Origin of the sequence: Bradyrhizobium tropiciagri (genome assembly GCF_018130505.1) — a bacterium.
In the GTDB taxonomy this organism is placed as follows: domain Bacteria; phylum Pseudomonadota; class Alphaproteobacteria; order Rhizobiales; family Xanthobacteraceae; genus Bradyrhizobium; species Bradyrhizobium tropiciagri_B.
In genome coordinates this window covers 31,537-55,548 of the sequence record NZ_JAFCKH010000004.1, presented here as the reverse complement: position 1 = coordinate 55,548, position 24,012 = coordinate 31,537, and the positions used below count along the sequence as shown (strand labels likewise).

The following is a 24,012-nucleotide window of genomic DNA, read 5'->3' as shown; positions in this document are numbered from 1 at the left end:
CCCGTGCGCCATCGCCGCGAGGCCTCTCGCCCGCGTGGCCTGTTTTTCATGTCCGACGGAGTGCCCGTGACGTCTTGGAAACCGTCCCGAGCCCCGCCGCCTCCGGGCCGGAATATGCCGTCATCTGCGGGAGTTACGCAAGGCAGAAAGCGCTGCACCGCGGCATCAGCCCTACCCGGTTCCGGTTCATCCTTAGTCGAATGGCATTCGGCCGCACTTTGCCCCTGCGAAAGCGGCCATTAACGGTGATTTGCTCCAATTCGGTATTTTCACAGAATATTTCCGCCCTCCGGCCGAAGCTTTGGCGAATTTCAGAACGAGTGCCATCGCCTTGCCGTTTGAAAGTGCCGATCCATCCGTCGTCAAATCGATCAAGCAGCGCGTGCTGCTGAACGCCTGGCTGCGCGCGCTGCGTTCGCCGGACGCCCTTCCCGTGCTGTCCGATTTCCACACTGACGGCAGCGCCGACGAGCGTGCCGACATGATGAAGTACGACGTGGTCGGCGACGGCGAAGACGCCCGCTTCCTGATCACCCAGCAAGGCGCGCGGCTGACCACCGCCTATGGCAACGAGCACGTCGATCCGGAGTTGCGCACCAACCGCTATCTCGATGACGCGATCGGCCCGCAGCGCTACGCCCGTCTCATCGCATCCTATCGCGCGTGCCTCGCACGCAAGCGCCCGACCTACACCGTCTCGACCGTACAGGACGCCGACGGCAAGGACGTCTCCTATGAACGCCTGCTGCTGCCGTTCGGCCGCGGCTCCGCGGTCGAGCAGATCGTCGGCTCCTACAAGGCGATCAGCATCGAGGGCGGTTTTCAGCTGCACAATCTGATGGGCGTGACGCCGAAGGCGATGCCGGTCGTCACCGTGCTGGCGGTGATCGACCGTGCGTTCGTGCCGGCGGACCGGCCGACGGCCGACACGATCGAGCTGATCTAGGGCATGTACTCATAGATCCGGTACACGCACGCACGGCAATAGCAAGGTCCGGATTGCCCTTAAAAGCAGACATCGAAGATGTCGAAGTGAATGTCCGCCAAGGGCCATTACCGGACATTCACAATGTTTGGGCTTCCGTGATGCGTCCGACGCTTTCTGATCGCGAATTGCCAACCAAATCGCTACCATTCGCCCGAATGCTACTTCCGGTGGTGGCCGTCGAGCAGGATTGTCATGAGCCTCAAACCCGCTGTCTTGCGCGACGTTCCGGCCGATGCGCCTTCGATGAAGAAAGCGCTCGGCCCCAAGCTTGCGAAGCAATATGCCGCAAACCCTAATGTGGCGAAGTACTCGTTTGTTCTCGTGTTTCCCGATGGCGTCGTCACAGGACGCGCGGTATCTCACGCGTTAGGGAAAATACCGGCATCACGCGGGCCGACCCTGCTCGCGGGGGTTCACTTTACAGTAGAAGCAATGAGCGCAGCCAGGGCAGATCGTTGTGACGTGGTTGCCATTCACGAGTACTTTTGGACTGATGCAAGCTACGCAGCTATCCGCCAGAGTATCTAACGAACGCAGAACTCGTGGCGGCCTGATGCAAGTCCGTTGCCGGCCAATAGACGACACGTCGAATTTGGTTTGATATCGACAAGGCTGCGGACCAATTGGTCTAGGGAGAACCGAGACTATGCCGACCGTGATCTATGTTAAGCTGCGAAACGAGGGCACCGATGTATGGCGTCCAGTCCAGGCAGAGCCTGTGACACAAAATGTGTATCGCGTCCTCGATCAACCGCTCGACGACGAAGATTGGCCTGTCGCGCAGAATGAAATGGTTGAGTGCGAGCACCGACTTCTGTCTGGTCACGAGTGCCTAGTTGCAAAAGCGTCGCAGACGCCATGGGGTAAACGCCGCGATTGATCGAGCAGAACCGCTGCAACGTCCGCAATGGGTCATAAGCCGACCATCGCGGCCCGCTTGACCCTGGTCGGCTAGCCTCCCGAAAGCAGCCATATCGGCACTCTGAGCCCAGGTCCGCTAAGCGCCACAAGCGGACGCCGCATCTGGCGCTAACCGTCTCTCGGCTTCAAGGTGATGACGCCCGCCCGTTTCGTTTGAGAGCTAATGTCCTCTAAGCCAATGTCCTTTAGTATTGTGCTGCGAGCTTCTACCAAGAGCTTGCTCCCTGCGTCCGTCCATTGGGCTTCTCGCGAGCTGAGAACCTTCATCATGCCGAAATCTGCCAGAGCCCTGACCGCGTGTTCTGCGGCAGACACTGCCTGTGGATCAACAGATCCTCTGTAGCTGTCGAGGTATTGATCGACCATATTGGCAAGAGCAACCAACAGCGTCTTTTCGTTTTCCGTCATCTTGTCTCGTCCCGTCGAGTCGCCAATGTTGATCGCAACCAACGCGCCTGGAAGATCAAAATTGTCGCGGTTGGATCAGAAGCCGACCAAGGCGGCCCGCTTGCCCAAGGCCAAAAGCGAGAGTCTTGGAAACTAGACTAGCCCTTCGTGATAGTCGCGCGGCGTTCCATTCGCATAAACACACTTCAATTGCGTGGCTCGAAATGTGCCAAACTTCCTTACTCCACACTCAACCCAGGTGCATTGGTGCTGGGGATCATTATTGCTCCCCCACATTCCCTCCATCGACACTGGATCGTCGATCATCATGATTGGGCCGCCGCTCTTGTGCCGAACGAGATTGCCGGGTCTGAGGTACATGGGCTGCACCGTAGTGTCAGGGTTCGATTGCGCAACGCCACAATGGCAACGCAACCTTAAGGGTTTGTGGTCGCATAGGCGCAATTTTAGCCGATGTCTGCTCCGGGTCACAAGCGACATCCATGGGCACGGGGTCGCGTGGCGGCTTAGCCCTCGAAAGCTGACATCTCGGATTTATGAGTACGCACCCCACTGGGTCGAATCTAACGCCCGGTAGCCGCCCTCGACCGTCCTCCCCCAACCTTTGTCCGCAACGGGTCGATTTTGCTCCGCGCTTGTCTCGTGGTGTCTACTTCTTGCGCGCCTTCGCCGGGACTTCCTTGGCGTAGATATCCGGCTTGAAACCGACCACGCGCTTCGGGCCAAGGTCGAGCACCGGACGCTTGATCATCGACGGCTGCGCTTCCATCAGCGCAAGCGCCTTGCGCTCGTTGAGACCTTCCTTGTCGGCATCGGGCAGCTTCTTGAAGGTGGTGCCGGCGCGGTTGAGCAGCGTTTCCCAGCCGACCTCCTCGCTCCACTGCTTGAGCTTGTCCTTGCCGATGCCGGCCGTCTTGTAATCGTGGAAGTCGTAGGCGACGCCGTGATCGTCGAGCCAGGCCCGCGCCTTCTTCATGGTGTCGCAGTTCTTGATGCCGTAGATGGTGATGGTCACTGCCGTTCCCCGCATGCGATTGCGGCGAGGAAACTAGCCCCGCCGCAATCGCCGCGCCAGATCGGACGCGGCCGGTCTCCACATCGATATTGGCGGCACATCTCTCCACGCGTCGTCCCGGCGAAAGCCGGGACCCATAACCACAGGGCCCGGTTGTTGAAGCGAGCTTTGGCCACAGCGTTGCGCAACAATAACCTTCGGTGGTTATGGGTCCCGGCGAACGCCGGGACGACGACGTGGGTGGATCTCGTACTCCCCCCTGTTAGTCCCGTCGTCGCAACAGATTGACGAGCTCTCACCGCGCGTAATGCGTGAAGACGAAGTCCTGATCCTTGGCATGCGCCTCATGGCAGGCGAAGCAGGTCTCGTGCTGGGCGGCGTCGACCGGCTTTCCGTCGATGAAGCGGCCAAAACCCCAGCCGCCGGTCGCGGCGTATTTGACGGAATCCTTGACCATGACCTGGACGGTGGTCGCCGGCCCCGTGATGAAGGCACCGTTGAGGCCGTCAACCGGCTTGCGCTTCCAGGCCAGCTTGACCAGCACCGTGCCGTCGGGGAACGGGGTCTTACTGTCCTGATAGGCCTTCACGGCGGTGCCGTTGCCGAGCACACCGCGCAGCTCATCGAGCCCGGTCTCTTCGCCGACCGCGATCAGCTTCCAGTCGCGATAGCCGGCGGGGATTTTCACGCCGAAGATCGGCGATGCCAACGCCGCGTCATCGGCATGCCCGATGGCAAACGGCAATGCGGCGCTGATGCAGGCTGCCGCGATTGCGGCAGCTGCCCATTTCAAACCCTGTTTCATGATCTGCTGTCCGAGCCGCTCAAACCTTGCTGACGTCGATGATCGCCTGGGTGAACTCCTGCGGCGCTTCCTGCGGCAGATTGTGGCCGATGGCGCCGGGCAGTTGGCGATGCTCGTAATGCCCGGAGAACTTCCTGGCATAGGCCGCCGGCTCCGGATGCGGCGCGCCGTTGGCGTCGCCCTCCATCGTGATGGTCGGGATCGCAATCACGGGTGTCTGCGCCAGCGTCTTCTCGAACGCATCGTACTTGGCTTCGCCCTCGGCAAGCCCGAGCCGCCAGCGGTAATTGTGGATCACGATGTCGACGTGGTCGGGGTTCTCGAAGGCAGCCGCGCTGCGGTCATAGGTGGCGTCGTCGAACTTCCACTGCGGCGAGGCGAGCTGCCAGATCAGCTTCGCGAAATCGTGCCGGTTCTTGGCATAGCCCTCGCGGCCGCGCTCGGTCGCGAAATAGAACTGGTACCACCATTGCAGCTCGGCCTTCGGCGGCAGCGGCATCTTGCCGGCGGCCTGGCTGCCGATCAGGTAACCGCTCACCGAGACCATCGCCTTGCAGCGCTCGGGCCACAGCACGGCCATGATGTTGGCGGTGCGCGCACCCCAGTCGTAGCCACCGAGCACGGCCTTCTCGATCTTCAGCGCATCCATCAGCGCGATGATGTCGGCGGAGACCGCGACCGGCTGGCCGCTGCGCATCGTATCGGCGGAGAGGAAGCGCGTGGTGCCATAGCCGCGCAGATGCGGCACAATCACGCGGTAGCCGGCCTCGGCCAAGACAGGCGCGACGTCGGCATAGCTGTGGATATCGTACGGCCAGCCGTGCAGCAGGATCACCGCGGGACCGCTGGCCGGCCCCATCTCGACATAGCCGACATCGAGCACGCCGGCATTGACCTGCTTGACCGGGCCGATCGACGTGTGCCCGCCCACCTTGATCGCGGGCAGCGCCGACTTGGACTGCGCCTGCGCCGATCCGATGACGCCGAACTTGGCCGCGGCGAGAATGCCGCCGGCGATGCCGAGGAAACGACGGCGTTGCTGATTGATGGATTGGGACATGGCGATCTCCTTACGTCTCGTGTCTTGCCGCTTATGCCAGAGCCGGCCCCGGTCCGCTTTCAGAGGACGTGGATTTGGCCTTCAGAGCGTCGTGATTTTTGCTTCCGCATGGCTGTGCTAGGTTCCGCCACCTGCCAAGCGAGCCGCCGCCGGACTTTCAGATTTGCCCTACTATTTCAACGACTTCACCCTCGATCCGGAGCGCCGGGAGCTGCGCCGCGGCGGTGCCCTGGTGGCGGTCGAGCCGCAGGTGTTCGACCTGATCGAGTTCCTGATCCGCTCGCGCGAGCGGGTGGTCAGCCGCGACGAGGTGCTGGAGGCGGTCTGGCATGGGCGGATCGTCTCGGAAGCGACGCTGAGCAGCCGGGTCAATGCGGCGCGGACGGCGATCGGCGACAATGGCGAGGAGCAGCGTCTGATCCGCACCCTGCCCCGCAAGGGGCTGCGCTTCGTCGGCGACGTCAGGGAGGACGCCGCACCCGATCAGGCCCCGGCAACGCCCGCTCCGCGGCCGAGCGAGGGTCCTTCGATCGCGGTGCTGCCCTTCACCAATATGAGCGGCGACCCCGAGCAGGACTATTTCGCCGACGGGATCGCCGAGGACATCACCACTGCGCTCGCCCGTTGCAGCCGGCTGACGGTGATCGCGCGCAACTCGGCCTTCACCTACAAGGGCAAGGCGGTCGACATCCGCCAGGTCGGCCGCGAGCTCGGCGTCTTCTATGTGCTCGAAGGCAGCGTCCGTCGCGGCGGCGACCGCCTGCGCATCACCGGGCAGCTGATCGACGCGGCCTCCGGCGCTCATCTGTGGGCCGACCGGTTCGACGGCGCGGCCGACGACGTGTTCGACCTGCAGGACCGCATCACCGAAAGCGTGGTCGGCGCGATCGAGCCGACGCTGCTGGTCGCGGAGGCCGAGCGGCGGCGGACGACGCCGCCCGGCAAGCTCGATGCCTACGACCTGCTGCTGCGCGCCTACAGCCTGCGCTACGAATTCACGCCCGAGAGCATGACCGCCGCGCTCGATTGCCTCGACCGGGCGCTTGCGCTCGACCCAGCCTATGCCCCGGCGCTCGCGGCATCGGCCTATTGCCATGCGATGCGCCATGTCCAGGGCTGGCTCAAGCCGAACGACGCCTATCGCGAGCGCGCCGTGGCGCAGGCCTGGCGCGCGGTCGAGCTCGCGCCCGGCGATCCGCAGGTGCTGTGGATGGCGGCGTTCGCGATCTGGAACATGGCCGACGAGATCGAGCCGGCGCGCGAATTGTTCGAGCGCTCGCTCGCGATCAACCCGAACTCGGCGATGGCATTGACGCTCGGCGGCTGGATCGAGGCGATGCGCGGCAACCAGAAAGCCGGCCGCGCCATGATCGAGCGCGCGCAGCGGCTCAACCCGCGCGACCCGCGTGGCTGGTTCGCCGCGGCGGCGCTCGCGATCTGCGCGGTGCTCGATGAGAATTTTGCCGAGGCCGTGACCTGGGCGGACAAGGCGCTGGCGCAGAACCGCCGCTTCGCCGTGGCGCTGCGCGTCCTGATTGTTGCGCTGGTGAAGACCGGCGATGTCGAGCGCGCGACCCAGACGGCGCGCGAACTGCTCAAGGTGGACCCGGAGTTCACGATCTCCGGCTTCCTGTCACGGATTCCGTTTCCGCTGGAATCGATGTCGAAGACCTATGTCGAGACGCTGAAGGCGGCCGGCGTACCGGACTGACGGCACTACGGGCATACGGAGTTGTAGCGCTGAGTGGCAGCACCGGGCGGTGGCGGCATCGGCGCCTGCACAATTTCGGAATACTGGAATTATGCCGCTGAGTTGCCCGACGTGTCAAGCGGCCGTTTCGAGCGCCGGTCGCCGCCGGCTACTTTGCATGGGGTTGTTTTCCATGTTTTGGCGGTACGCCCTGCCCTAGCTGCTGCTGGCGCCCGGCTCCAGCGCCTCGCCGAGCTCGAGCGGATGCGCCATGGTCTCGTGCAGCGCGTCCTTGTCGAGCTCGCCCTCCGAGAGGCTGATGACGACGCAGGCGACACCGTTGCCGATCAGGTTGGTCAACGCGCGGCATTCGCTCATGAACTTGTCGATGCCGACCAGGATCGCGATCGACTGGATCGGAATGTCAGGCACGATCGACAGCGTCGCCGCCAGCGTGATGAAGCCGGCACCGGTGACGCCGGAGGCGCCCTTCGAGGTGATCATGGCGATACCGAGAATGCCGAGCTCCTGCCAGATCGTCAGATGCGTGTTGGTGGCCTGCGCCAAGAACAGCGTCGCCAGCGTCATGTAGATGTTGGTGCCGTCGAGATTGAAGCTGTAGCCGGTCGGGATCACGAGGCCGACCACCGAGCGCGAGGCGCCGAGATGCTCCATCTTCTGGATCATCTGCGGCAGCACCGTCTCCGACGACGAGGTGCCGAGCACGATCAGGAGCTCGTCCTTGATGTAGGCGATGAAGCGGATGATCGAGAAGCCCGCCAACCGCGCGATCGCGCCGAGCACGATCAGCACGAACAGGATGCTGGTGAGATAGAAGGTGCCGATCAGCGCGGCCAGATTGACCAGCGAGCCGAGGCCGTAGGCGCCGACGGTGAAGGCCATGGCGCCGAACGCGCCGATCGGCGCGACGCGGACGATGATGCGGATGATGCCGAAGAACATCTTCGCGGCCTTGTCGATCGCCGCCGCGATCGGCTCGCCGGGTTTGCCCATCAGGGCGATGGCGAAGCCGGAGAGGATCGAGATCAGCAGCACCTGCAGCAGGTCGCCGCGCGCCACTGCGCCGAAATAGCTGTCCGGGATGATCGCCATCAGATGCGCGACGATGCCCTGCTCCTTGGCCTGCGTCACGTAGGTCGAGACCGACTTCGGATCGATCGTGGACGCATCGATGTTGAAGCCGTGGCCCGGCTGCAGCACCTCGCCGACCAGAAGGCCGACCGCGAGCGCCACCGTCGAGACCGTCTCGAAATAGATCAGCGACTTCAGCCCGACGCGGCCGACGCGCTTGAGGTCGCCCATCGAGGAGATGCCGTGCACCACGGTGCAGAAGATCACCGGCGCGATCATCATCTTGATCAGCGCGATGAAGCCGTCGCCGAGCGGCTTCAGCGACTTGCCGAGGTTTGGATAGAAATATCCGATCAGGACACCCGCCACGATCGCGATCAGCACCTGGACGTACAGGATCTTGTACCAGGGCTGATGATGGGGATGGGCAACGGGCTTGATCGCGTCGGTGGTCATGGGGTGCCCCGGGGCTGAAAACTAACGTCTGGACTTAACTCGGCAGGTGTTGCCACCTTGGCGGGGCACCGCGCAAGCGACAATGCACATTTTCGTTCGCCGCTTCGTGCCTGCCATGATCGACACGCAGGCCAAGCCCTGAACGTGGCTCCACCTGCTCGAATGCGGCCCCAGTGCCTGCGCCGACAATCCGATCGTCTACGAGTTGCTCAAGCGGGCCGCTTAGGAATGTTCAAGCCGCGCTCGACGGCAGGCCGCTTGAGGCCGCGCTCGAGCCAGGCGGCGACATTCTTGAACGCGTCAAACTCGACGAGCTCGCGCGCGCCGTAGAAGCCGATCAGGTTGCGCACCCAGCCGAGCATCGAGATGTCGGCAATCGTGTACTCATCGTCCATGAACCACTGCCGTCCCGCCAGATGGGCATCCATGACACCGAGCAGGCGCGCGGATTCGGCGACGTAGCGCTGCAGCGGCCGCTTGTCCTCATAGTCCTTGCCGGCGAATTTGTGGAAGAAGCCGACCTGGCCGAACATCGGACCGATGCCGCCCATCTGGAAATGCACCCACTGAATGGCCTGGTAGCGGCGCGCCGGATCTTCCGGCAGCAGCTTGCCGGTCTTCTCGGCGAGATATTGCAGCATCGCGCCCGACTCGAACAACGGCAGCGGCTTGCCGCCCGGGCCATTGGGATCGATCATCGCCGGAATCTTGCCGTTCGGGTTCAGCGACAGGAACTCCGGCGACTTCTGGTCGTCCTTGCCGAAGTCGACCAGATGCACCTCGTAGGGCAGCCCGATCTCCTCGAGCATGATCGAGACCTTCACCCCGTTCGGGGTCGGCAGCGAATAGAGCTGCAGGCGGTCCGGATGCTGGGCGGGCCAGCGTTTTGTGATCGGAAAAGCTGAGAGATCGGTCATGTGCGCTGTCTTTGCCTGGTTGTTATTGGACGGCTAATCTACGGACCCAGCTGCAACCCGCAAGGGCTGACCATGAACGATCAAACGAAGCCGGAACGGCTTGGTCTCTCCGATGACGAACTTGCGACACAGCCGACCGTGTTCGCGGTCGATGCGCTGGCGGCTCAGGTGGTGGTCGTGTCCGGCGGCGCCGGCGGCATCGGCCGCGCCATCGCCTGGCTGTTCGCGCGGCTCGGTGCCCATGTGGTAGTGGTCGGCCGCAATGCCGACAAGCTCGATGCGCTGGTCGATCATCTCGGTCATCGCGGCCTGAAGGCCTCCGCGGAGGTCGCGGACATCAGGGATCCCGACGCCGTGTCCGCGCTGTTCGATACGCTGTGGGCCGCGCACGGCCGCGTCGATCACCTCGTCAACAGCGCCGGCGGCCAGTTCCCGCAGGCGGCGATCGACTTCTCGATCAAGGGCTGGAACGCGGTCATCAACACCAACCTCAACGGCACCTGGTACATGATGCAGGCCGCGGCGCAGCGCTGGCGCGACCGCAAGCATCCCGGCAGCATCGTCAACATCGTCGTGGTCACGACCCACGGCCTCTACGGCATCGCGCACACCATCGCAGCGCGCTCCGGCGTGATCAGCCTGTCGCGCGCGCTCGCGGTCGAATGGGCGCCGCTGAACATCCGCATCAACTGCATCGCGCCCGGCGCGATCGAGACCGAGGGCTGGAACGTCTACACGGAAGCCGCGCGCGCCGCCTATCCGCGCTCCAATCCGATGATGCGCCCGGGCTCGCCCTGGGACATTGCGGAAGCGGCCGTCTATCTCGCAGCTCCCTCCGGCAAGTTCGTCACCGGTGAAACGCTGACGGTCGACGGCGGCGGCCAGCACTGGGGCGAGACCTGGACCACCGGCAAGCCGGAGTATTTTCGCGGCAGCGAGTGACATCGTTGTGTCGCAGGGTGGGCAAAGGCGCGAAGCGACGTGCCCACCATCGCCAGCACGCTCGCAATGGTGGGCACGCTGCGCTTTGCCCACCCTACGGCTCACTTGCCGTCATCGAAACTGACGATGACGGCGGCGTTCGCGATCAGGATCGGATCATTGCCCTGATCGGACGGGATCTCGAGCCCGCCCGCGATCGCCTTCACCGTCTTGGTGCCGTACGGCAGCTCCTTGGCAACCGCAGCAGTATCGACCTCGTCCGGATTCGGCACCGCGATGGTGACGTCGACGAACATGTCGTTCGCGGTCTTGCCGAGCATGCGGAAGAAGCCGAGGCTGGAATGCCGGATCGCATCCGAGACCGCGCGCTTGGCGGCCTTGGTGGCATCGCGGCCGTGAACGTCGACGCCCATGCCCATTTCGGTGATACAGCGCACGCGTGTCATGAAGACTTCCTGTTGTCGTTGGCGTGAGAGACCATCACTCCTTCGGCCCCCGCGCCCGCCGCGTCAAGCCGCCTTGCGCCCCTCGCCCACGCTGTTGTGATCGGCACGCGCCAGCATCCACACGGCAAGGCCGGCGAGGACCGCCGCGGCAACGACCATGACGCAGCCGGCGCTCCAGCCCCACGCCGAGACCGCCGCACCGACCGCGATCGGTCCTGTGACCTGGCCGAAATTGCTGCCCGTCATCAGCAGCCCCACCATCACGGGGACCATCGACGCGGAACGCGCCGCCGCAGGCGCTGTCGCCAGCAGGGTCGCCGGCATCAACCCGCCCGCCGCGGAGAACAGCAGGCACAGCCAGAACGCGCCCCATCCGCCCGGCACCGGCAGGAAGATTCCGAGCGCGGATGCGCCCATCACGAATGCGGCCAGCGCGATCAGCACGATGCGGCTGGCGCCGCGCGCCAGCAACTGGCCGGCGGCGAAATTGCCGATGACGTTCGCAGCCGCCGCCGCCGCGCTGAGTGCGCCGGCGCTCTGGCCGGACACGCCGAGGCGCTGGGTCAACAGGATCGGCAGGAAGCTGAACAGCGCGAAGAACATCAGGCTGTAGAGCGCAAACAGCACGGTGAGCAGAGCAGGCGTCCGCCGGCGCGCCAGCGCCGCGGCTTCGCGCAACAGGCCAGCGCGCGCCGGACCGGTGCGCGATGCCGCACCCGGCACGACGACGACAGCCAGCACGAACAGCACGGCGGCAGTGGCGGCGCTTGCCCACCAGATCGCGCGCCAGCCGCCGAACAGCGGGCCCAGCAGCAGCGCCAGCGCGATGCCGAACGGCATCACGCAGCTCCACACCGCCATCGTGACGTCGCGCGCATTCACCTCGACGATGCGATCGAGCAAGGCCGGGGCTGCGATCATCGTCAGCAGGAAGCCGAGCCCTTCCAGCAGGCGGGACGCCAGCAGCAACGCCAGCGACGGCGCCATCGCGCCAAGGCCCGCGCCGAGCGCGATGGCGGCGAGCCCGCACAGCAGCACGCGTCGCGCGCCGATCGCGGCGATCACGACTCCCGCCGGGATGCTGCCGACCAGGCCCAACACCGCGAAGATGCCGACGATGCTGCCGATCGCCGCGAGGTCGATGCCGAGACTGGCCTGCAACATCGACGCGGCAATCGGCACCTTGCCGACCTGCACGGCGGCGGCGACGCCGCAGCCGATCACGACGGCAACGGTTGCCCATCGCCTCGCGTCGCTCCCCTGCATCACGGCCGCCGTTTCGATCGCCATAGGTTCACCCCTGCCCGACACCGGCCGGAACAGCAGGAGATATCGTTTCCCGGCCATCGACAGCAGTGATATGTTTTGCATCCAATTGATCGATTTCATAGATCATGCTCGACAACCTCACGCTCGACCAAATCCGCATCTTCGTCACCATCGCCGAGAGCGGCAGCTTTCGCGCCGCAGCCGGCCGGCTGTCGCGGGTGCAGTCGGCGGTCAGCCACGCCATCGCCAATCTGGAGGCCGAACTCGGCCTGACCCTGTTCGATCGCTCCAGCCACCGGCCGGAGCTGACGGCGGACGGCAAGGCGCTCTTGATCAACGCGCGCGACATCCTGCTTCGCGTCGATGCCATGCGGGCGCGCGCCCGCGGCCTCGGCGAAGGGGTGGAGCCGGAGCTTTCGCTGGTCGTCGATACGCTGTTTCCGATCGCCACCGTCGGTGCGGCGCTCACGGAGATGCGCGCGGCCTATCCGTCGGTCGGCGTACGGCTCGCGGTCGAGCCGATGGGCGGGCCGATCGAAGCGCTGACCGAGCGGCGCAGCGCGCTCGCGGTCACCGTCGGCGAGGACTTTCGCGATCCCCGCCTCGCGCTCGATGCGATCTGCGCGGTGCACATTATCGCGGTCGCCGCCGCGGGCCATCCGCTGGCGCGCCGCGGCCGCAAGACCGTCGCCGACCTCGCCGATCATCTGCAGATCGTGCTGTCGGATCCGACGCCGCTGTCGGAGGGCCGCAGCTTCGGCGTGCTCTCGCCGCAGATCTGCCGGGTCAGCAATCAGGACACCAAGCATGCCATGATCCTCGCCGGGCTCGGCTGGGGCCGGCTGCCGCAATGGCAGGTGGCGCGCGACTTGAAGGAACGCCGTCTCGTGCGGGTCGAGACCGGCTCACTCGGCCGCAACGCGCAGCTTGCGATGGAAGCGTATTTGGCTCACCGGCTCGATGAACCGCTCGGCCCGGCAGCGCGCGCCTTCGCCGATGCGCTGACGCGGATTGCTGCGCGTGGTGGCAAACCGAGGATTGGCGCCGGGATCCGCTGAAGCTCCTTGCCGCACGACACGAGCTTTGCTCGTCGAAGTGTCGTCGCTCGAAACAGAGGGCACACGGAATGCCGCTGCACCCGCGCTCTCCGTGCAAAGACAGCAGCTCAACGCACGCGCACCGGGTTTGAACTCGCTGCGACTCTCCGACATCGTGTCGTTCTTCCCCGTTGACATCTACAACGAGAGGGCGTATGTCCCGCCGCCTTCGCGAGTAGTAATCGTTCGCGATCAACCATGAGCCCGGTGATGTACACCAGATTTGAAAAATTCCACCGCCTGTCGAACGGCCTCCGGCCGATCGATAGCGTGCGCCCGGCTCATGGGAGCGATCTCGCATAGTCCGAGATCGACAGTCCGCCTTACATGGACCCCTCCCGAGCCAGTCGCTTCGGAGGGTTTTTTGTTGTCCGAAGCACCGCTCATTCGAAAACTGCCCGGCGCAAGCCGGAACGGGAGACCCGGATCCCGGGGCTCGCGCGGCAACGCGCGTGCCCAAGCGCGCGGGGCCTGCCGGAGGGAACGAGGCGATGAGCCGGACACCGATGGCAGAGTGAACTCCAAGGAGTTCGCAGTCTGCGGCGCGTCGACAGCGCCGCAAGCAAGTTTTCATAAACGGTTTGCCGCATCGCTGCGGCTCAACCGACGCTGGTGGTGAAGATGTCGGATACTTCGCGCCACTGGAAAGAGCGGGTTCGAATCCCGCCTTTGGCACACGCACCGGGATGCGGCCTGGCAAGGGTTCGCGTGCGCCCCGGCGCAGTTTCGCTTCCGCAAGGAGCGGCGCTGTGTTGTGTCACTGACACCGATATCGCCAGTTCCCCAGCGTACCCATTCACCGATGCGTAGGCATCGGTGCGGCGGTGGTGAAGATGTCTGTTACTTCGGTAGTAGCGCCGAGCCGCAGTCGCGGTTCGGAGGTGCGGGTTCAAGTCCCGCCGGCAGCAATGCCGTGGCTCAATGTGCTCTTCGGAGCGACGACAGCATCGCCGTTCCCCGCCGACCCTCTCCACGCCCGTGGTGAAGATCGCTGTTGCATCGTCTGTGAAACGAGAGGTCGCGGGTTCGAATCCCGCCCGGTGTCATGAGCGCCGGTAGCTCAGTGGATAGAGCGCTTCCCGGCCGGCAGGGTAAGCTGCTGCCGATCGGGGTCTCAGCAATCGCCCGTTCCCGGGTCGTGGTTTCTCAATCGCCGGCATGATGTCCACGCAAGCGCTTCTTGCTTGCCGGGACGGCGTGCCGGCGGCCGGTGGTGAAGAGTGCTGTTACTTCGTGGATCGCAAGGTCGAGGGTTCGAATCCCTCCGGATGAACTTTGTCCGTAGCTCAGTGGACAGAGCATGCGACGCCCGCAAGGGCGGTCCAGCCTCGCCTGTTCCCCGGCACCACTATCCAATCCATACTCAACCAAGAAAGGAGGCCATCATGGCCACGATCAACAAGATCATGCGCGCGTTCACCCGCGAGGGCGGACGCGGCAGGCGCTTCACGCCCGAGATGGAGCTGCGGCGCGCGCTGTTGAGCTGCCTCCTGTGGGAGGACCAGTTCTACGAGAACGGCGTTGCGATCGCCGATCGCATCAAGGCGCTGGTGCCGATGGTCGAGCCGGCCCGCGTGGCGGAGCTTGCCGTCGCCGCGCGCGAGACGATGAAGCTGCGGCACGCGCCGCTGCTCGTGGTCCGCGAGATGGCGCGGCACGCGACCCATCGCGGTCTGGTCGCCGACACGCTGGCCCATGTGATCCAGCGGCCGGACGAGATGACCGAGCTGCTGGCGATCTACTGGGCCGATGCACTCGGCCCGATGCAGCAGCGCAAGCGTCAGCCGGTCTCGGCGCAGATCAAGAAGGGCCTGGCCCGGGCGCTGACCAAGTTCGACGCCTACCAGCTCGCGAAGTACGATCGCGACGGTGCGGTGCGCATCAGGGACGTGCTTTTCCTGGTGCACGCCAAGCCGAAGGACGCCGCGCAGGAGAAGGTGTGGAAGCAGCTCGTCGATGGCGAGCTGACCTCGCCCGATACCTGGGAGGTCGCGCTGTCGTCCGGCAAGGACAAGCGCGCGACCTTCGAGCGCCTGATCGCCGAGAACAAGCTCGGCGGGCTGGCATTGCTGCGCAATCTGCGGCTGATGCAGAAGGCGGAGGTGCCGCGCCGGACCATCGCCGAGGCGATCGACGCGATGCGGACGGACCGCATCCTGCCCTACCGCTTCATCACGGCGGCGCGCTATGCGCCGGACTTCGAGCCCGAGCTCGAGGCCGCGATGCTGAAGTCGATCAAGGGCTACGCGCGGCTTGACGGCCGCACGCGGCTGCTGATCGACGTGTCGGGATCGATGTTCACGCCGCTTTCGGCGCAGTCTGAGATGACGCGGGCAGAGGCGGCCTGCGGGCTTGCGATCCTTGCCCGTGAGGTGTGCGACGAGGTCGAGATCTTCACGTTCAGCAATGAGCTCGTGAAGCTGCCGCCGCGCCAGGGCTTTGCGTTGCGCGATGCGATCATCGGCTCGCAGCCGCATGGCGGGACGTATCTCGGCAAGGCGGTGACGGAGATCGACCGCAAGGGCGATCGCCTGATCGCCTTCACCGACGAGCAGAGCCACGACCAGGTGCCCGCTCCCAAGGGACGCGGATACATGGTCAACGTGGCGTCCTACCAGCACGGCGTCGGGCACGGCGCGTGGACGCGGGTCGACGGCTTCTCCGAGGCCGTGATCGCCTGGATCGCGGCGTCGGAACACACGCTGCAGTGACTCGGCGTCAAACGACAATGAGCCCGGACGCGCCATGCGCGCGCCCGGGCCCTCATGCTGAACTCCTTATATCCATCCGAACAGCGACCTTTCCGCCGGCGCCGACGCTACCCTTGCTTCTGCAGCACGGTGACGTGCAGGCGGCGGCGGATCTCCATGCCCTGCCGACGGTAGAGCGCGATCGCTGAAATGTTGCTGGTGAAGACGTGCAGGAACGGAATCTCGCCGCGCGCCACGATCTGGCGGGCGACCGCCGACAGCAGCGCCTGCGCATAGCCGCGGCCGCGATGGTCAGGATGCACGCAGACGGCCGTCATCTCGGTGTGATTGCCCGGCTTCATCCGCTCGCCGGTCATCGCAACCAGTTCGCCGTCGACGCGGATGCCGAGGAAGGTGCCGAGCTCGTGCGTCCGCAGACCGAACGGGCCGGGTTTCGTCCGCTCGACCAGCGCCATCATGGCCGGAACGTCCGCCGCGCCGAGCGTGACGATGTCCACGCCGGGCAGAAGACATTCCGCCGGTGTGCCGATCATCTGCTCGCCGGTCTCGGCCAGCAGCACCTTGAACGCCGGCGGCGCCGCCACCGCCTCCGGCGTGAACAGCACCGCGATTTCGCTGCCCGACAGCAGACCGCCTAACGCCGCAAAGCTCCGATCCGACATGTCCATCATGTCGGCGAAAGGCGCGATGGCAACCGGATAGCGCAACGCCTCGCCGCCACCCTCCGCCAGACCCTGCTGCCTCGTGGTCAGCGCGCTCCAGATTGGACGATCCAGCGGATGTGGGGCTGCGGACATGGGACACTCCTGCTCGCGGGAGGAGAGCAGCAACCGTCGTCAAAATCCAGCGGGAGCCGCTCACAATCGAGCCAGCGGGGTCACCAGCCCACCGGCGTCAGGCTTGCCGTGCATCCCACGGCTGGCCTATGACTTCGAGAGATTCCCAATCGCGTCCGACCATGCGCCCCAAAACCTTCGAATCCCATTGCCTGCGCCTGCCCGCCGCTACCAAGGTGGTGCAGTGGGAAGGCACGTCGGTGTTCAAGGTCGGCGGCAAGATGTTCGCGCTGGCCGGCGGCTTCGTCGAACAACTCGGCGGCGGGTTCATGTTCAAGACCTCGAACATGGCTTACCAGATGCTGATCGAACAGGGCCTGGCGCGTCCCGCGCCTTATCTCGCGCGCGCCCAATGGGTGCAGCTGGTCAGCAACAACGCGCTACGCGATGCCGAACTCAAGGCCTATCTGAACCAGGCACATGCGCTGATCGTCGCGAAGCTGACGCGAAAGTCACGCAAGGCGCTGGGGCTCGACTGATCCGCGCGGCGGCCCCGCGCCTCAGCCGTCCAGCGGCTTGTCGGAATCTCCCGACAGCAATTTGGGATAAAGCTCCTTGAAGGCGAACTTGTCGTCGCCCTTGGCGCGGTCGAAACGCAGCACGACATCGAAGCGGCTGCCGTCCCATTTGGTCGGCGGCTTGCCCTTGCCGACCGGAATCCGCGGAATGACGTCGGAGATGATCGCCTTGTGCTCCCAGCACACGAGCGCGACGCCCTTCAGCGCCAGCACCGCGTCCATCAGATGCTTCTCGTCGCCCTTGCCGAAACCTTGGTTCGGCGTCAGGGCAAGCCGCGCGGCAAGCGCCGAGATCGTCTCGGCAGGACGGCTGCTCGGGCCCTGGTTGACAGTGGTGCCGGGCGTCGCCGCATAGATCGTATCCGGCTTGGCATAGTCGCCCCCGGTGAGACTGGTGCCGAACAACGCCGTCCACGCGCCTGCGCGCTCCCAGCCGCGGAGCACCAGCGACTCGGTGTCCGAGACCCCGTCCGCGGTGAAACCCGGCCCCGGCCAGCTCTCGCCCGGCTTCTCGGCATGACGGATGATGAAGAGCGTGAGCGCGTCCATGGCGGCCTCTTGGAGAACAACTCTGGCGGGAAACGGCGGCGGCCCGTCTATCCTATCCCGATGGAGCGGACGGCTTCATGAACGGCGTCACAGTTTCTGAAAACTCGATCGGTACTGCGCTGGCGAGACGCCGAGCCGCTCGGTGAACACGATACGCATCCGGTCGGCCGAACCGAAGCCGCAATCGAACGCGACCGCCTTCAGCGGCCGGTCGCTGCCCTCGAGCAGCCGGCGGGCCGCGTCGACCCGCGCCCGCTCGACGAATTCATGCGGCGTGATGCCGGCCTCCTGAGCGAAGGCACGGCCGAAATTGCGTACGCTCATTCCCACCGCCTCGGCCAGCGATTGCAGCGTGTGGCGCTCGCCGACATGCTGCATGACGTGGGCCTGCGCCCGGGCGATCGGCGAGTCCTCGTCCACAGGCGTAGTAAGATAGGGACTGAATTGCGACTGCCCGCCCTGCCGCTGCGCCACCACGACCAGCCGTTTTGCAACAGCCACCGCCACCTGCGGACCATGACGCTCGGCCACCAGGGCGAGGCCGAGGTCGATCCCCGCGGTGACGCCCGCCGACGTCATCAGCTTGCGGTCACGGATGTAGATCCGATCGAAGATCACCTCGGCGGCGGGGAAGCGCGCCGCGAGACGCTGCGCATTCTGCCAATGCGTCGTCACTTTGTGGCCATCGAGCAGCCCGGCGTGCCCCAGCGCGAACGCGCCGGTGCAGATCGAGCCATACAGCCCTGCGCGCGCGGGGGCGCTGCGCAGCCACTGTGTCAATTCGGGGTCCGGATCGGCATCGGGCAGCGCCGGCCCGCCGGCGACGAGCAGGATGTCGAACTTCCCCTGCGCCTCATCGAAACTCAGATCGGCCGAGATCTTCATCCCGTTCGACGCGCGCAGCGGCGCGCGGCCGGCGCCGACCAGCACGGTCTCATAGCCGTCGCCATCGGCGACGAAGCCATTGGTCTCCGCGAACACGTCGACGGGACCCGCGACGTCGAGCGCCTGGACCCCTTCGTGGATCGCGATCGCGACCTTCTGAACCGCCATACCTTCTTCTCACCCTGCTGGCGCGAAACGACGTGTCGTTGGCCCAATCCGGCGGCGTGCCGCCGTTGCGGGCAGCGGCCGAAACGAGCGACAAAGATGCAACGGATCGCACCACGAAGCATCCGAACCACCGCAACGACGAGCGCCGAGCCCCCGCGTGTTCCCAACGCCACGGCCTCGTCTTGCCACAACAAGGAGCGAGTTGAAATGACCGAGATCATCGCCGGTATCCGTGTCCCCGACAGCGCCATGGCCCGCGCCGCCACCCAGCTGGTGCGCGATACCGAAGACGACCTGCTCTACAATCACAGCCGCCGCGTGTTCTTCTGGGGCGCGCTGACCGGCGAGCGCCGCAAGCTGAAGTTCGATCCGGAGTTGCTCTACATCGGCGCCATGTTCCACGACATGGGCCTGACCGAAAAATATGCCAGCCCGGACCTGCGGTTCGAGGTCGACGGCGCCAACGCGGCGCGCGACTTCCTCAAGGGCTACGGCATTCCGGAGCGCGACATCGATGACGTGTGGGCTTCGATCGCCCTGCACACCACGCCCGGCGTCCCCGAGCATATGCGTCCGACCATTGCGCTGGTCACGGCCGGCGTCGAGATGGATGTGCTCGGCATCGCCTATGACGATTTCTCGCATGCGCACCGCGACCACGTCTGCGCCCACCATCCGCGCGAGGCGAACTTCAAGGAGAACATCATCGATCACTTCGCCGCCGGCACCATCAAGAAGCCGCTGACCACCTTCGGCAACGTCAAGGCTGACGTGCTGGCGCTGAAGGACATGAACTACACGCGGATGAACTTCTGCTCGATCATCCTCGGCTCGAAATGGCCGACCTAAGGCAACGATCTCAATCCGCCCTCTCGAAAGAAGACCATCATGGCCATCGCCATCAACACCGGCCTCGCCGAAACTGAACGGACCGGCGTCACTGACGCACTTTCGAAAGTGCTCGCCGACAGCTACGCGCTGTACCTCAAGACGCATGGCTATCACTGGAACGTCACCGGTCCGACGTTCCACGCCCTGCATACGCTGTTCGAAGGTCAGTACCGCGAGCAATGGCAGGCGCTGGACGATATCGCCGAGCGCATCCGCGCGCTCGGCGAACTGGTGCCGCAGTCCTATTCCGCCTTTGCCAACCTGACGGCGATCAAGGACGGCTATGCCAGCCTCGACTCCGACGCCATGGTGGCGGAGCTGCTGCACGACAACGAGACCATCGTGAAGACCATCCGCGGCGCCTTCATCATCGCCGAGTCCGCCGGCGATCAGGCGACGATGGACATGCTGAACGCCCGCACCGCCGCCCACGAGAAGCACGCCTGGATGCTGCGCGCGACGCTCGACGTCAAATAACCCACACGGATAGAAGGAGACCGACGATGACCAGTTCGAGACAACATGGCGACGCCGACGAGATGCTGCACGCCGGCACAGTCGATACCGATGGGCCTATCCGCGTGGATGACTGGCTCAACGTGGCGCTGGAGGACAGTTTTCCCTGCAGCGACCCGATTTCCTCGATGCGCGCCGACTGAGTCCCGGCCGGCTCAGGCCGCCTTCTCGCGCATGAAATAGGCCTTGCGGTCCTGCTCCTGCGCGCGGACCACCGAGCGGATGCGCAGCAGGTCCTTGCGCGCGATCAGGCCGACCACGCGCTGGCTGTTGCGATCCACCACCGGGATGCGGCCGAGATCGGCCGAGACCATGAGATCGGCCGCCCTCGCCAGCACCTCGTCGGGATAGGTCGACACCGTCGACGTATCGGAGATGAAGTCATCAAGCGTAGTGGCCTGGTGTTCGCCTTCGGTCCGCCAGCGCAGCACGTCGGCGCGCGCCACCATGCCGGCGAGCCGTCCGTCCGCCGTCACCACGGGATAGGATTTGTGCCGGTCGGCATCGGCTGAGAAGAACGCCACGGCGTCGTCGACCGGCATGGTCACCGGCAGCGTGTCGACGCGCTTGACCATCACCTCGGACACCCGCAGCAGCTCGAACGGGTCGATGCTGTATTCCCGCGTGATGTGCTGGCCACGTCGCGCGATCTTCTCGGTCAGGATCGAACGCTTGAGCAGCAGCACGGTGACGGCGTGCGCCGCCCCGGTCGCCGCCAGCAGCGGCAGCAGCATGTCGACATTTCCTGTCAGCTCGATCGCGAACATCACGCCGGTCAGCGGCGAGCGCATCGTGCCGCCCATCATCGCCGCCATGCCGATCAGCGCCCAATACGAGGCACCGCCGGGCAGCATCTGCCCTTCCAGCCAGCCGGCCGAGCCGCCGAGGATCAAGAGCGGCGCGAGCACGCCGCCCGATGTCCCTGAGGCGAGCGCGATCAGCCAGATCGCCGACTTCACCAGCAGCAGCCGGGTGACTTCGCTCGCGGTAGCGTGGCCGGACAACAGATCGGCGATCACGTCGTAGCCGACGCCGAGCGCATGCGGATCGATCACGCCGCCGAGGCCGACGGCGAGGCCTCCGAGCGCCGGCCACCACATCCAGTGCAGCGGCACATGGTCGAACAGATCCTCCGCCGCATAGAGCAGCCGCGTCATCAGGCCCGACTGCAGGCCGGCCACGACGCCGACGACGATCGCGGCCGCGATCCCCCACCACGGCAGCACGGGGTGTGCGTCGAACGGAAACAGCGGTCCCTTGTCGAACAGGAACGGGCGCCACACTGCCGAGATCACGGCGGCCGCCACCACGGGCAGGAAGCTGCGTGGCTTCCATTCGAACAGCAAGAGCTCGACGGCGAGCAGCACCGCGGCGATCGGCGTGCCGAAGATTGCGGTCATGCCGGCCGCGGCGCCTGCGACCAGCAGCGTCTTGCGCTCCGCGGCGGTGAGATGGAAGCACTGCGCGAACAGCGAGCCGATCGCGCCGCCGGTCATGATGATCGGGCCCTCGGCACCGAACGGCCCGCCCGAACCGATCGAGATCGCCGACGACAACGGCTTGAGCACCGCGACCTTCGGCTGCATGCGGCTGCCGCCGATCAGGATCGCCTCGATCGCCTCGGGGATGCCGTGGCCCCTGATCTTCTCGGAACCGTATCGCGCCATCAGCCCGATCACGAGACCGCCGACGGCCGGCGCCAGCACCATCCAGAGCGCGCCGCGCGTGGTCTCGGCCAGCGGCGTGTTCTCGACGCCGATCCGGCCGAACCAGACCAGGTTGGTGACGAACGCGATCAGCTTGATCAGCAACCAGGCCGCCGCGGCGCCGCCGCTGCCGACCACGAAGGCCATGCCGATCAGGAGCAGTACGCGGCGATCGGCGGTGAAATCGCCGAGCTTGCCGCGATGCCGCGCGGGCCCGCCGGCCTTGTCGAAGTTCTGGCGCATGAGAAGCTGTTCTGGGAGGGGTGAATCGTGCCGCCTCGATATATCGTGACACGATATATATCAAGCATCCTGACGCATGGCTTTGCTGCCCGGACGCATGGCGCCGGTCACGATCCGGTCAGGATGAGAGGATGCGCAAGACTTTCACTCGCGCGTGATCGGCGCGCGGTGGATGGAACACCTAAAGCGCGATCAGATCGGGAAACATCCCCATCGCGCTTAGGCGTCTCTTGAGCATGATCTTTCGAAGATCCGCTCAGCTGCTCTGCGTCACGCCGCGATCCGGACCGGGGTCCCTGCCCGCGGCCGCGAGCGACAGCCGGCCGACATAATGCGCCCAACCTTTGTCGTGGGCCGCGCACTGTTCGGCAGTCGGCAGGCCGCTATGGGTCATGCGCAGCAAGGTGCCGCTATCCTTGTCGATCAGGTCGATCTCGATCAGGCTCGATCCGGGCGGCACCTCCTCGCTGTCCTCCCAGCCGAAACTGTAAGCGAGACGATGCACCGGCACGACCTCGCGGAATGCGCCGCGGGCCGCGCGCGTCCGGTCGCTGCCAAGCCCCTTGAGGAAGTAGAGCCCGCCGGGATGCGGCTCGGTCGCGGCCTCCAGTCCCATCCAGCTGATGATCTTCTGCGGATCGGTGAGGAAGGCGAACACGGTCGCCGGTGGGGCTGCGATCTGGATCTCGCGTTGAACGATGAAGGCTTCGGTCATCGATCCATTCTCCAATGGCCTCAGTGCAACAGGGATAGTGCGTGACAAGGCTGGTGCGTCAACCCCATGATGGGTGATGAACTTGTCTTCGACGTTGAGCTGGCTGGTCGACGCCGCCGCCGAGACCACCAGCGCTAACCGGCTGCTGGCGGAACTCGGCGGGCATCTGGTTGCGGAGGGCCTTCCGCTCGCGGGCGGCGCCCTGACGCTCGAGGTTCCGCATCCCCTGATCGCGCGGCGGACGTGGCTGTGGCGCGCTGACAATGGCGAGGTGATCGAAGCGCTCGGCTTCGCACCGGAGGTCCCCTTCGCGATGCCCGAAGCCGCGGGATCCCGCGATGCCGGCCGGCGCTGGCTCGGCGGGCTTGCGCCCGGTCCCGTGCACGAAGACACCATCGGCGCGCGCGCGGATGGTCCGACGCTCGGCTGGATCGGGACGCGGCCGTTCACGGCAGACGAGCAGGACCGCTTGCGCCAGGCGGCGCGCTTCGCCGCAGCGCCGATGGCCGCGCTCGCCGCGCGCGCCACGTTGACGGCGGCGCTCGAGGCATATCTCGGCCGCCGCAGTGCGCAGCGCGTGCTGGCATCGCCCCTGCGGCGCAACACCGGCGAAACCATCGAGGCGGCGCTGCTGTTCGCCGACCTGCGCGGCTTCACCGCGCTGTCCGAGAACAATCCGCCGGCCGAGGTGATCGCGGCGCTCGATGCCTGGTTCGATCGTATCGCCGGCGCGATCCACGCCTTCGGCGGTGAGGTGCTGAAATTCATCGGCGACGGCTTGCTCGCGATCTTTCCGGTCACCACCAGCGCGCGCAGCGCCTGTGAGGCGGCGCTGCGCGCGGTGTCGGCGGCACGCGTCGGCATGGCGCATCTCGACGCCGAGCGGCGCAGGCAGGGCCTGCCGCCGCTGCCGTTCGGCGCGGCGCTGCATCTCGGCGAGGTGCACTGGGGCAATATCGGCGCCGCCGACCGCCTCGACTTCACCGCAATCGGCTCCGCGGTCAATCTGGTGAGCCGGCTCGAGGGCCTGTGCAAGCCACTGGAACAGACGGTGCTGGTCTCGGGCGCGCTCGCGGCCGAGGTCGAGACGAAGCTGATTGCGCTCGGCACCCACGAGCTGCGTGGCATCGCGCGGCCCTGCGCGGTGTTCACGCTGCCGGACTGAGCC

The 24,012-nt window shown here is 65.6% G+C and carries 24 protein-coding genes; 11 read left to right on the top strand and 13 right to left on the bottom strand.

Translation table 11 applies throughout. The features are described 5' to 3' along the window. Positions 1–331: 331 nt before the first annotated feature. Together JQ633_RS10925 and JQ633_RS10920 are read left to right on the top strand one after the other, a co-directional pair. Positions 332–946: a hypothetical protein gene (locus JQ633_RS10925; protein ID WP_211985029.1), complete on the top strand. Its 615-nt coding sequence runs from the start codon at positions 332–334 to the stop codon at positions 944–946. Positions 947–1,180: 234 nt separating this feature from the next. Continuing rightward, complete coding sequence (locus JQ633_RS10920; RefSeq protein ID WP_211985028.1) at positions 1,181–1,516, top strand: hypothetical protein; 336 nt, start codon at positions 1,181–1,183, stop codon at positions 1,514–1,516. Between the two features lie 501 nt (positions 1,517–2,017). On the opposite strand, the gene JQ633_RS10915 is transcribed toward JQ633_RS10920, so the two are convergent. The 4 genes from JQ633_RS10915 to JQ633_RS10900 all read right to left on the bottom strand — a co-directional run bounded on the left by JQ633_RS10915 (position 2,018) and on the right by JQ633_RS10900 (position 5,197). Then, positions 2,018–2,317, bottom strand: coding sequence for a hypothetical protein (locus tag JQ633_RS10915; RefSeq protein WP_211985027.1), 300 nt, complete (start codon positions 2,315–2,317; stop codon positions 2,018–2,020). 649 nt (positions 2,318–2,966) lie between these two features. After that, positions 2,967–3,332: an ArsC family reductase gene (locus tag JQ633_RS10910; protein WP_211985026.1), complete on the bottom strand. Its 366-nt coding sequence runs from the start codon at positions 3,330–3,332 to the stop codon at positions 2,967–2,969. 295 nt (positions 3,333–3,627) lie between these two features. Next, positions 3,628–4,137, bottom strand: a complete 510-nt coding sequence (locus JQ633_RS10905) for a cytochrome P460 family protein (RefSeq protein ID WP_211985025.1) — start codon at positions 4,135–4,137, stop codon at positions 3,628–3,630. Between the two features lie 19 nt (positions 4,138–4,156). Continuing rightward, positions 4,157–5,197 (bottom strand): alpha/beta fold hydrolase, encoded by a 1,041-nt coding sequence (locus JQ633_RS10900; protein ID WP_211985024.1) that lies wholly within the window; start codon positions 5,195–5,197, stop codon positions 4,157–4,159. A gap of 163 nt (positions 5,198–5,360) precedes the next feature. Here JQ633_RS10900 and JQ633_RS10895 point away from each other — a divergent pair, with 163 nt between their 5' ends. Continuing rightward, complete coding sequence (locus JQ633_RS10895; protein WP_211985023.1) at positions 5,361–6,908, top strand: winged helix-turn-helix domain-containing protein; 1,548 nt, start codon at positions 5,361–5,363, stop codon at positions 6,906–6,908. Positions 6,909–7,103: 195 nt separating this feature from the next. Here JQ633_RS10895 and JQ633_RS10890 read toward each other — a convergent pair whose 3' ends face one another. Together JQ633_RS10890 and JQ633_RS10885 are read right to left on the bottom strand one after the other, a co-directional pair. Next, positions 7,104–8,435, bottom strand: coding sequence for a dicarboxylate/amino acid:cation symporter (locus tag JQ633_RS10890; RefSeq protein WP_211985022.1), 1,332 nt, complete (start codon positions 8,433–8,435; stop codon positions 7,104–7,106). A 209-nt stretch (positions 8,436–8,644) separates the two neighbouring features. Further along, a complete protein-coding gene (locus tag JQ633_RS10885) occupies positions 8,645–9,352 on the bottom strand; it encodes a glutathione S-transferase family protein (protein WP_211985021.1) in 708 nt (235 codons plus the stop codon). Between the two features lie 72 nt (positions 9,353–9,424). On the opposite strand from JQ633_RS10885, the gene JQ633_RS10880 reads away from it, so the two are divergent. Further along, positions 9,425–10,294 (top strand): SDR family oxidoreductase, encoded by an 870-nt coding sequence (locus tag JQ633_RS10880; protein ID WP_211985020.1) that lies wholly within the window; start codon positions 9,425–9,427, stop codon positions 10,292–10,294. A 101-nt stretch (positions 10,295–10,395) separates the two neighbouring features. On the opposite strand, the gene JQ633_RS10875 is transcribed toward JQ633_RS10880, so the two are convergent. Beyond that, positions 10,396–10,740: a Lin0512 family protein gene (locus tag JQ633_RS10875; RefSeq protein WP_211985019.1), complete on the bottom strand. Its 345-nt coding sequence runs from the start codon at positions 10,738–10,740 to the stop codon at positions 10,396–10,398. Between the two features lie 63 nt (positions 10,741–10,803). Continuing rightward, complete coding sequence (locus tag JQ633_RS10870) at positions 10,804–12,030, bottom strand: MFS transporter (RefSeq protein ID WP_211985018.1); 1,227 nt, start codon at positions 12,028–12,030, stop codon at positions 10,804–10,806. Between the two features lie 104 nt (positions 12,031–12,134). Between JQ633_RS10870 and JQ633_RS10865 the strand changes: the two genes are divergently transcribed. Further along, positions 12,135–13,067 (top strand): LysR family transcriptional regulator, encoded by a 933-nt coding sequence (locus JQ633_RS10865; protein WP_211985017.1) that lies wholly within the window; start codon positions 12,135–12,137, stop codon positions 13,065–13,067. A 1,424-nt stretch (positions 13,068–14,491) separates the two neighbouring features. After that, positions 14,492–15,817 carry a TROVE domain-containing protein gene (locus JQ633_RS10860; RefSeq protein ID WP_211985016.1) on the top strand — a complete coding sequence of 442 codons (1,326 nt, stop codon included), beginning with the start codon at positions 14,492–14,494 and terminating at the stop codon, positions 15,815–15,817. A gap of 107 nt (positions 15,818–15,924) precedes the next feature. Here the strand turns inward: JQ633_RS10860 and JQ633_RS10855 are convergent, their stop codons facing one another. Further along, a complete protein-coding gene (locus JQ633_RS10855) occupies positions 15,925–16,614 on the bottom strand; it encodes a GNAT family N-acetyltransferase (RefSeq protein ID WP_211985015.1) in 690 nt (229 codons plus the stop codon). A gap of 161 nt (positions 16,615–16,775) precedes the next feature. Here JQ633_RS10855 and JQ633_RS10850 point away from each other — a divergent pair, with 161 nt between their 5' ends. Beyond that, a complete protein-coding gene (locus JQ633_RS10850) occupies positions 16,776–17,132 on the top strand; it encodes an MmcQ/YjbR family DNA-binding protein (protein ID WP_211985014.1) in 357 nt (118 codons plus the stop codon). 21 nt (positions 17,133–17,153) lie between these two features. Here JQ633_RS10850 and JQ633_RS10845 read toward each other — a convergent pair whose 3' ends face one another. Together JQ633_RS10845 and JQ633_RS10840 are read right to left on the bottom strand one after the other, a co-directional pair. Continuing rightward, the gene (locus JQ633_RS10845) at positions 17,154–17,720 is read right to left on the bottom strand and encodes a histidine phosphatase family protein (RefSeq protein WP_211985013.1); all 567 of its coding nucleotides are present in this window, start codon (positions 17,718–17,720) and stop codon (positions 17,154–17,156) included. An 87-nt stretch (positions 17,721–17,807) separates the two neighbouring features. Then, positions 17,808–18,773: a GlxA family transcriptional regulator gene (locus JQ633_RS10840; RefSeq protein WP_211985012.1), complete on the bottom strand. Its 966-nt coding sequence runs from the start codon at positions 18,771–18,773 to the stop codon at positions 17,808–17,810. A 207-nt stretch (positions 18,774–18,980) separates the two neighbouring features. Between JQ633_RS10840 and JQ633_RS10835 the strand changes: the two genes are divergently transcribed. The 3 genes from JQ633_RS10835 to JQ633_RS10825 are packed head-to-tail and all read left to right on the top strand — an operon-like array spanning position 18,981 to position 20,323. Beyond that, positions 18,981–19,622 carry an HD domain-containing protein gene (locus tag JQ633_RS10835; RefSeq protein WP_211985011.1) on the top strand — a complete coding sequence of 214 codons (642 nt, stop codon included), beginning with the start codon at positions 18,981–18,983 and terminating at the stop codon, positions 19,620–19,622. A gap of 39 nt (positions 19,623–19,661) precedes the next feature. Beyond that, positions 19,662–20,141, top strand: coding sequence for a Dps family protein (locus JQ633_RS10830; protein ID WP_211985010.1), 480 nt, complete (start codon positions 19,662–19,664; stop codon positions 20,139–20,141). 26 nt (positions 20,142–20,167) lie between these two features. Continuing rightward, positions 20,168–20,323: a hypothetical protein gene (locus JQ633_RS10825; protein WP_211985009.1), complete on the top strand. Its 156-nt coding sequence runs from the start codon at positions 20,168–20,170 to the stop codon at positions 20,321–20,323. A gap of 12 nt (positions 20,324–20,335) precedes the next feature. Here JQ633_RS10825 and JQ633_RS10820 read toward each other — a convergent pair whose 3' ends face one another. Then, positions 20,336–22,129: a chloride channel protein gene (locus tag JQ633_RS10820; RefSeq protein WP_211985008.1), complete on the bottom strand. Its 1,794-nt coding sequence runs from the start codon at positions 22,127–22,129 to the stop codon at positions 20,336–20,338. Positions 22,130–22,385: 256 nt separating this feature from the next. Then, positions 22,386–22,844, bottom strand: coding sequence for an SRPBCC family protein (locus JQ633_RS10815; RefSeq protein ID WP_211985007.1), 459 nt, complete (start codon positions 22,842–22,844; stop codon positions 22,386–22,388). Positions 22,845–22,920: 76 nt separating this feature from the next. Between JQ633_RS10815 and JQ633_RS10810 the strand changes: the two genes are divergently transcribed. Then, entirely contained in the window at positions 22,921–24,009 is a 1,089-nt protein-coding gene (locus tag JQ633_RS10810) for an adenylate/guanylate cyclase domain-containing protein (protein ID WP_211985006.1), read from the top strand. The last annotated feature ends 3 nt before the right edge of the window (positions 24,010–24,012 follow it).

What these genes read in the sequence shown, in the direction of transcription:
- JQ633_RS10885 (WP_211985021.1), bottom strand. Translation starts at nt 9,352, where the DNA reads ATGACCGATCTCTCAGCTTTTCCGATCACAAAACGCTGGCCCGCCCAG.
- JQ633_RS10860 (WP_211985016.1), top strand. Translation starts at nt 14,492, where the DNA reads ATGGCCACGATCAACAAGATCATGCGCGCGTTCACCCGCGAGGGCGGA.
- JQ633_RS10855 (WP_211985015.1), bottom strand. Translation starts at nt 16,614, where the DNA reads ATGTCCGCAGCCCCACATCCGCTGGATCGTCCAATCTGGAGCGCGCTG.
- JQ633_RS10900 (WP_211985024.1), bottom strand. Translation starts at nt 5,197, where the DNA reads ATGTCCCAATCCATCAATCAGCAACGCCGTCGTTTCCTCGGCATCGCC.
- JQ633_RS10915 (WP_211985027.1), bottom strand. Translation starts at nt 2,317, where the DNA reads ATGACGGAAAACGAAAAGACGCTGTTGGTTGCTCTTGCCAATATGGTC.
- JQ633_RS10840 (WP_211985012.1), bottom strand. Translation starts at nt 18,773, where the DNA reads ATGGCGGTTCAGAAGGTCGCGATCGCGATCCACGAAGGGGTCCAGGCG.
- JQ633_RS10820 (WP_211985008.1), bottom strand. Translation starts at nt 22,129, where the DNA reads ATGCGCCAGAACTTCGACAAGGCCGGCGGGCCCGCGCGGCATCGCGGC.
- JQ633_RS10845 (WP_211985013.1), bottom strand. Translation starts at nt 17,720, where the DNA reads ATGGACGCGCTCACGCTCTTCATCATCCGTCATGCCGAGAAGCCGGGC.
- JQ633_RS10920 (WP_211985028.1), top strand. Translation starts at nt 1,181, where the DNA reads ATGAGCCTCAAACCCGCTGTCTTGCGCGACGTTCCGGCCGATGCGCCT.
- JQ633_RS10850 (WP_211985014.1), top strand. Translation starts at nt 16,776, where the DNA reads ATGCGCCCCAAAACCTTCGAATCCCATTGCCTGCGCCTGCCCGCCGCT.
- JQ633_RS10870 (WP_211985018.1), bottom strand. Translation starts at nt 12,030, where the DNA reads ATGGCGATCGAAACGGCGGCCGTGATGCAGGGGAGCGACGCGAGGCGA.
- JQ633_RS10905 (WP_211985025.1), bottom strand. Translation starts at nt 4,137, where the DNA reads ATGAAACAGGGTTTGAAATGGGCAGCTGCCGCAATCGCGGCAGCCTGC.
- JQ633_RS10865 (WP_211985017.1), top strand. Translation starts at nt 12,135, where the DNA reads ATGCTCGACAACCTCACGCTCGACCAAATCCGCATCTTCGTCACCATC.
- JQ633_RS10815 (WP_211985007.1), bottom strand. Translation starts at nt 22,844, where the DNA reads ATGACCGAAGCCTTCATCGTTCAACGCGAGATCCAGATCGCAGCCCCA.
- JQ633_RS10835 (WP_211985011.1), top strand. Translation starts at nt 18,981, where the DNA reads ATGACCGAGATCATCGCCGGTATCCGTGTCCCCGACAGCGCCATGGCC.
- JQ633_RS10875 (WP_211985019.1), bottom strand. Translation starts at nt 10,740, where the DNA reads ATGACACGCGTGCGCTGTATCACCGAAATGGGCATGGGCGTCGACGTT.
- JQ633_RS10890 (WP_211985022.1), bottom strand. Translation starts at nt 8,435, where the DNA reads ATGACCACCGACGCGATCAAGCCCGTTGCCCATCCCCATCATCAGCCC.
- JQ633_RS10810 (WP_211985006.1), top strand. Translation starts at nt 22,921, where the DNA reads ATGAACTTGTCTTCGACGTTGAGCTGGCTGGTCGACGCCGCCGCCGAG.
- JQ633_RS10825 (WP_211985009.1), top strand. Translation starts at nt 20,168, where the DNA reads ATGACCAGTTCGAGACAACATGGCGACGCCGACGAGATGCTGCACGCC.
- JQ633_RS10830 (WP_211985010.1), top strand. Translation starts at nt 19,662, where the DNA reads ATGGCCATCGCCATCAACACCGGCCTCGCCGAAACTGAACGGACCGGC.
- JQ633_RS10880 (WP_211985020.1), top strand. Translation starts at nt 9,425, where the DNA reads ATGAACGATCAAACGAAGCCGGAACGGCTTGGTCTCTCCGATGACGAA.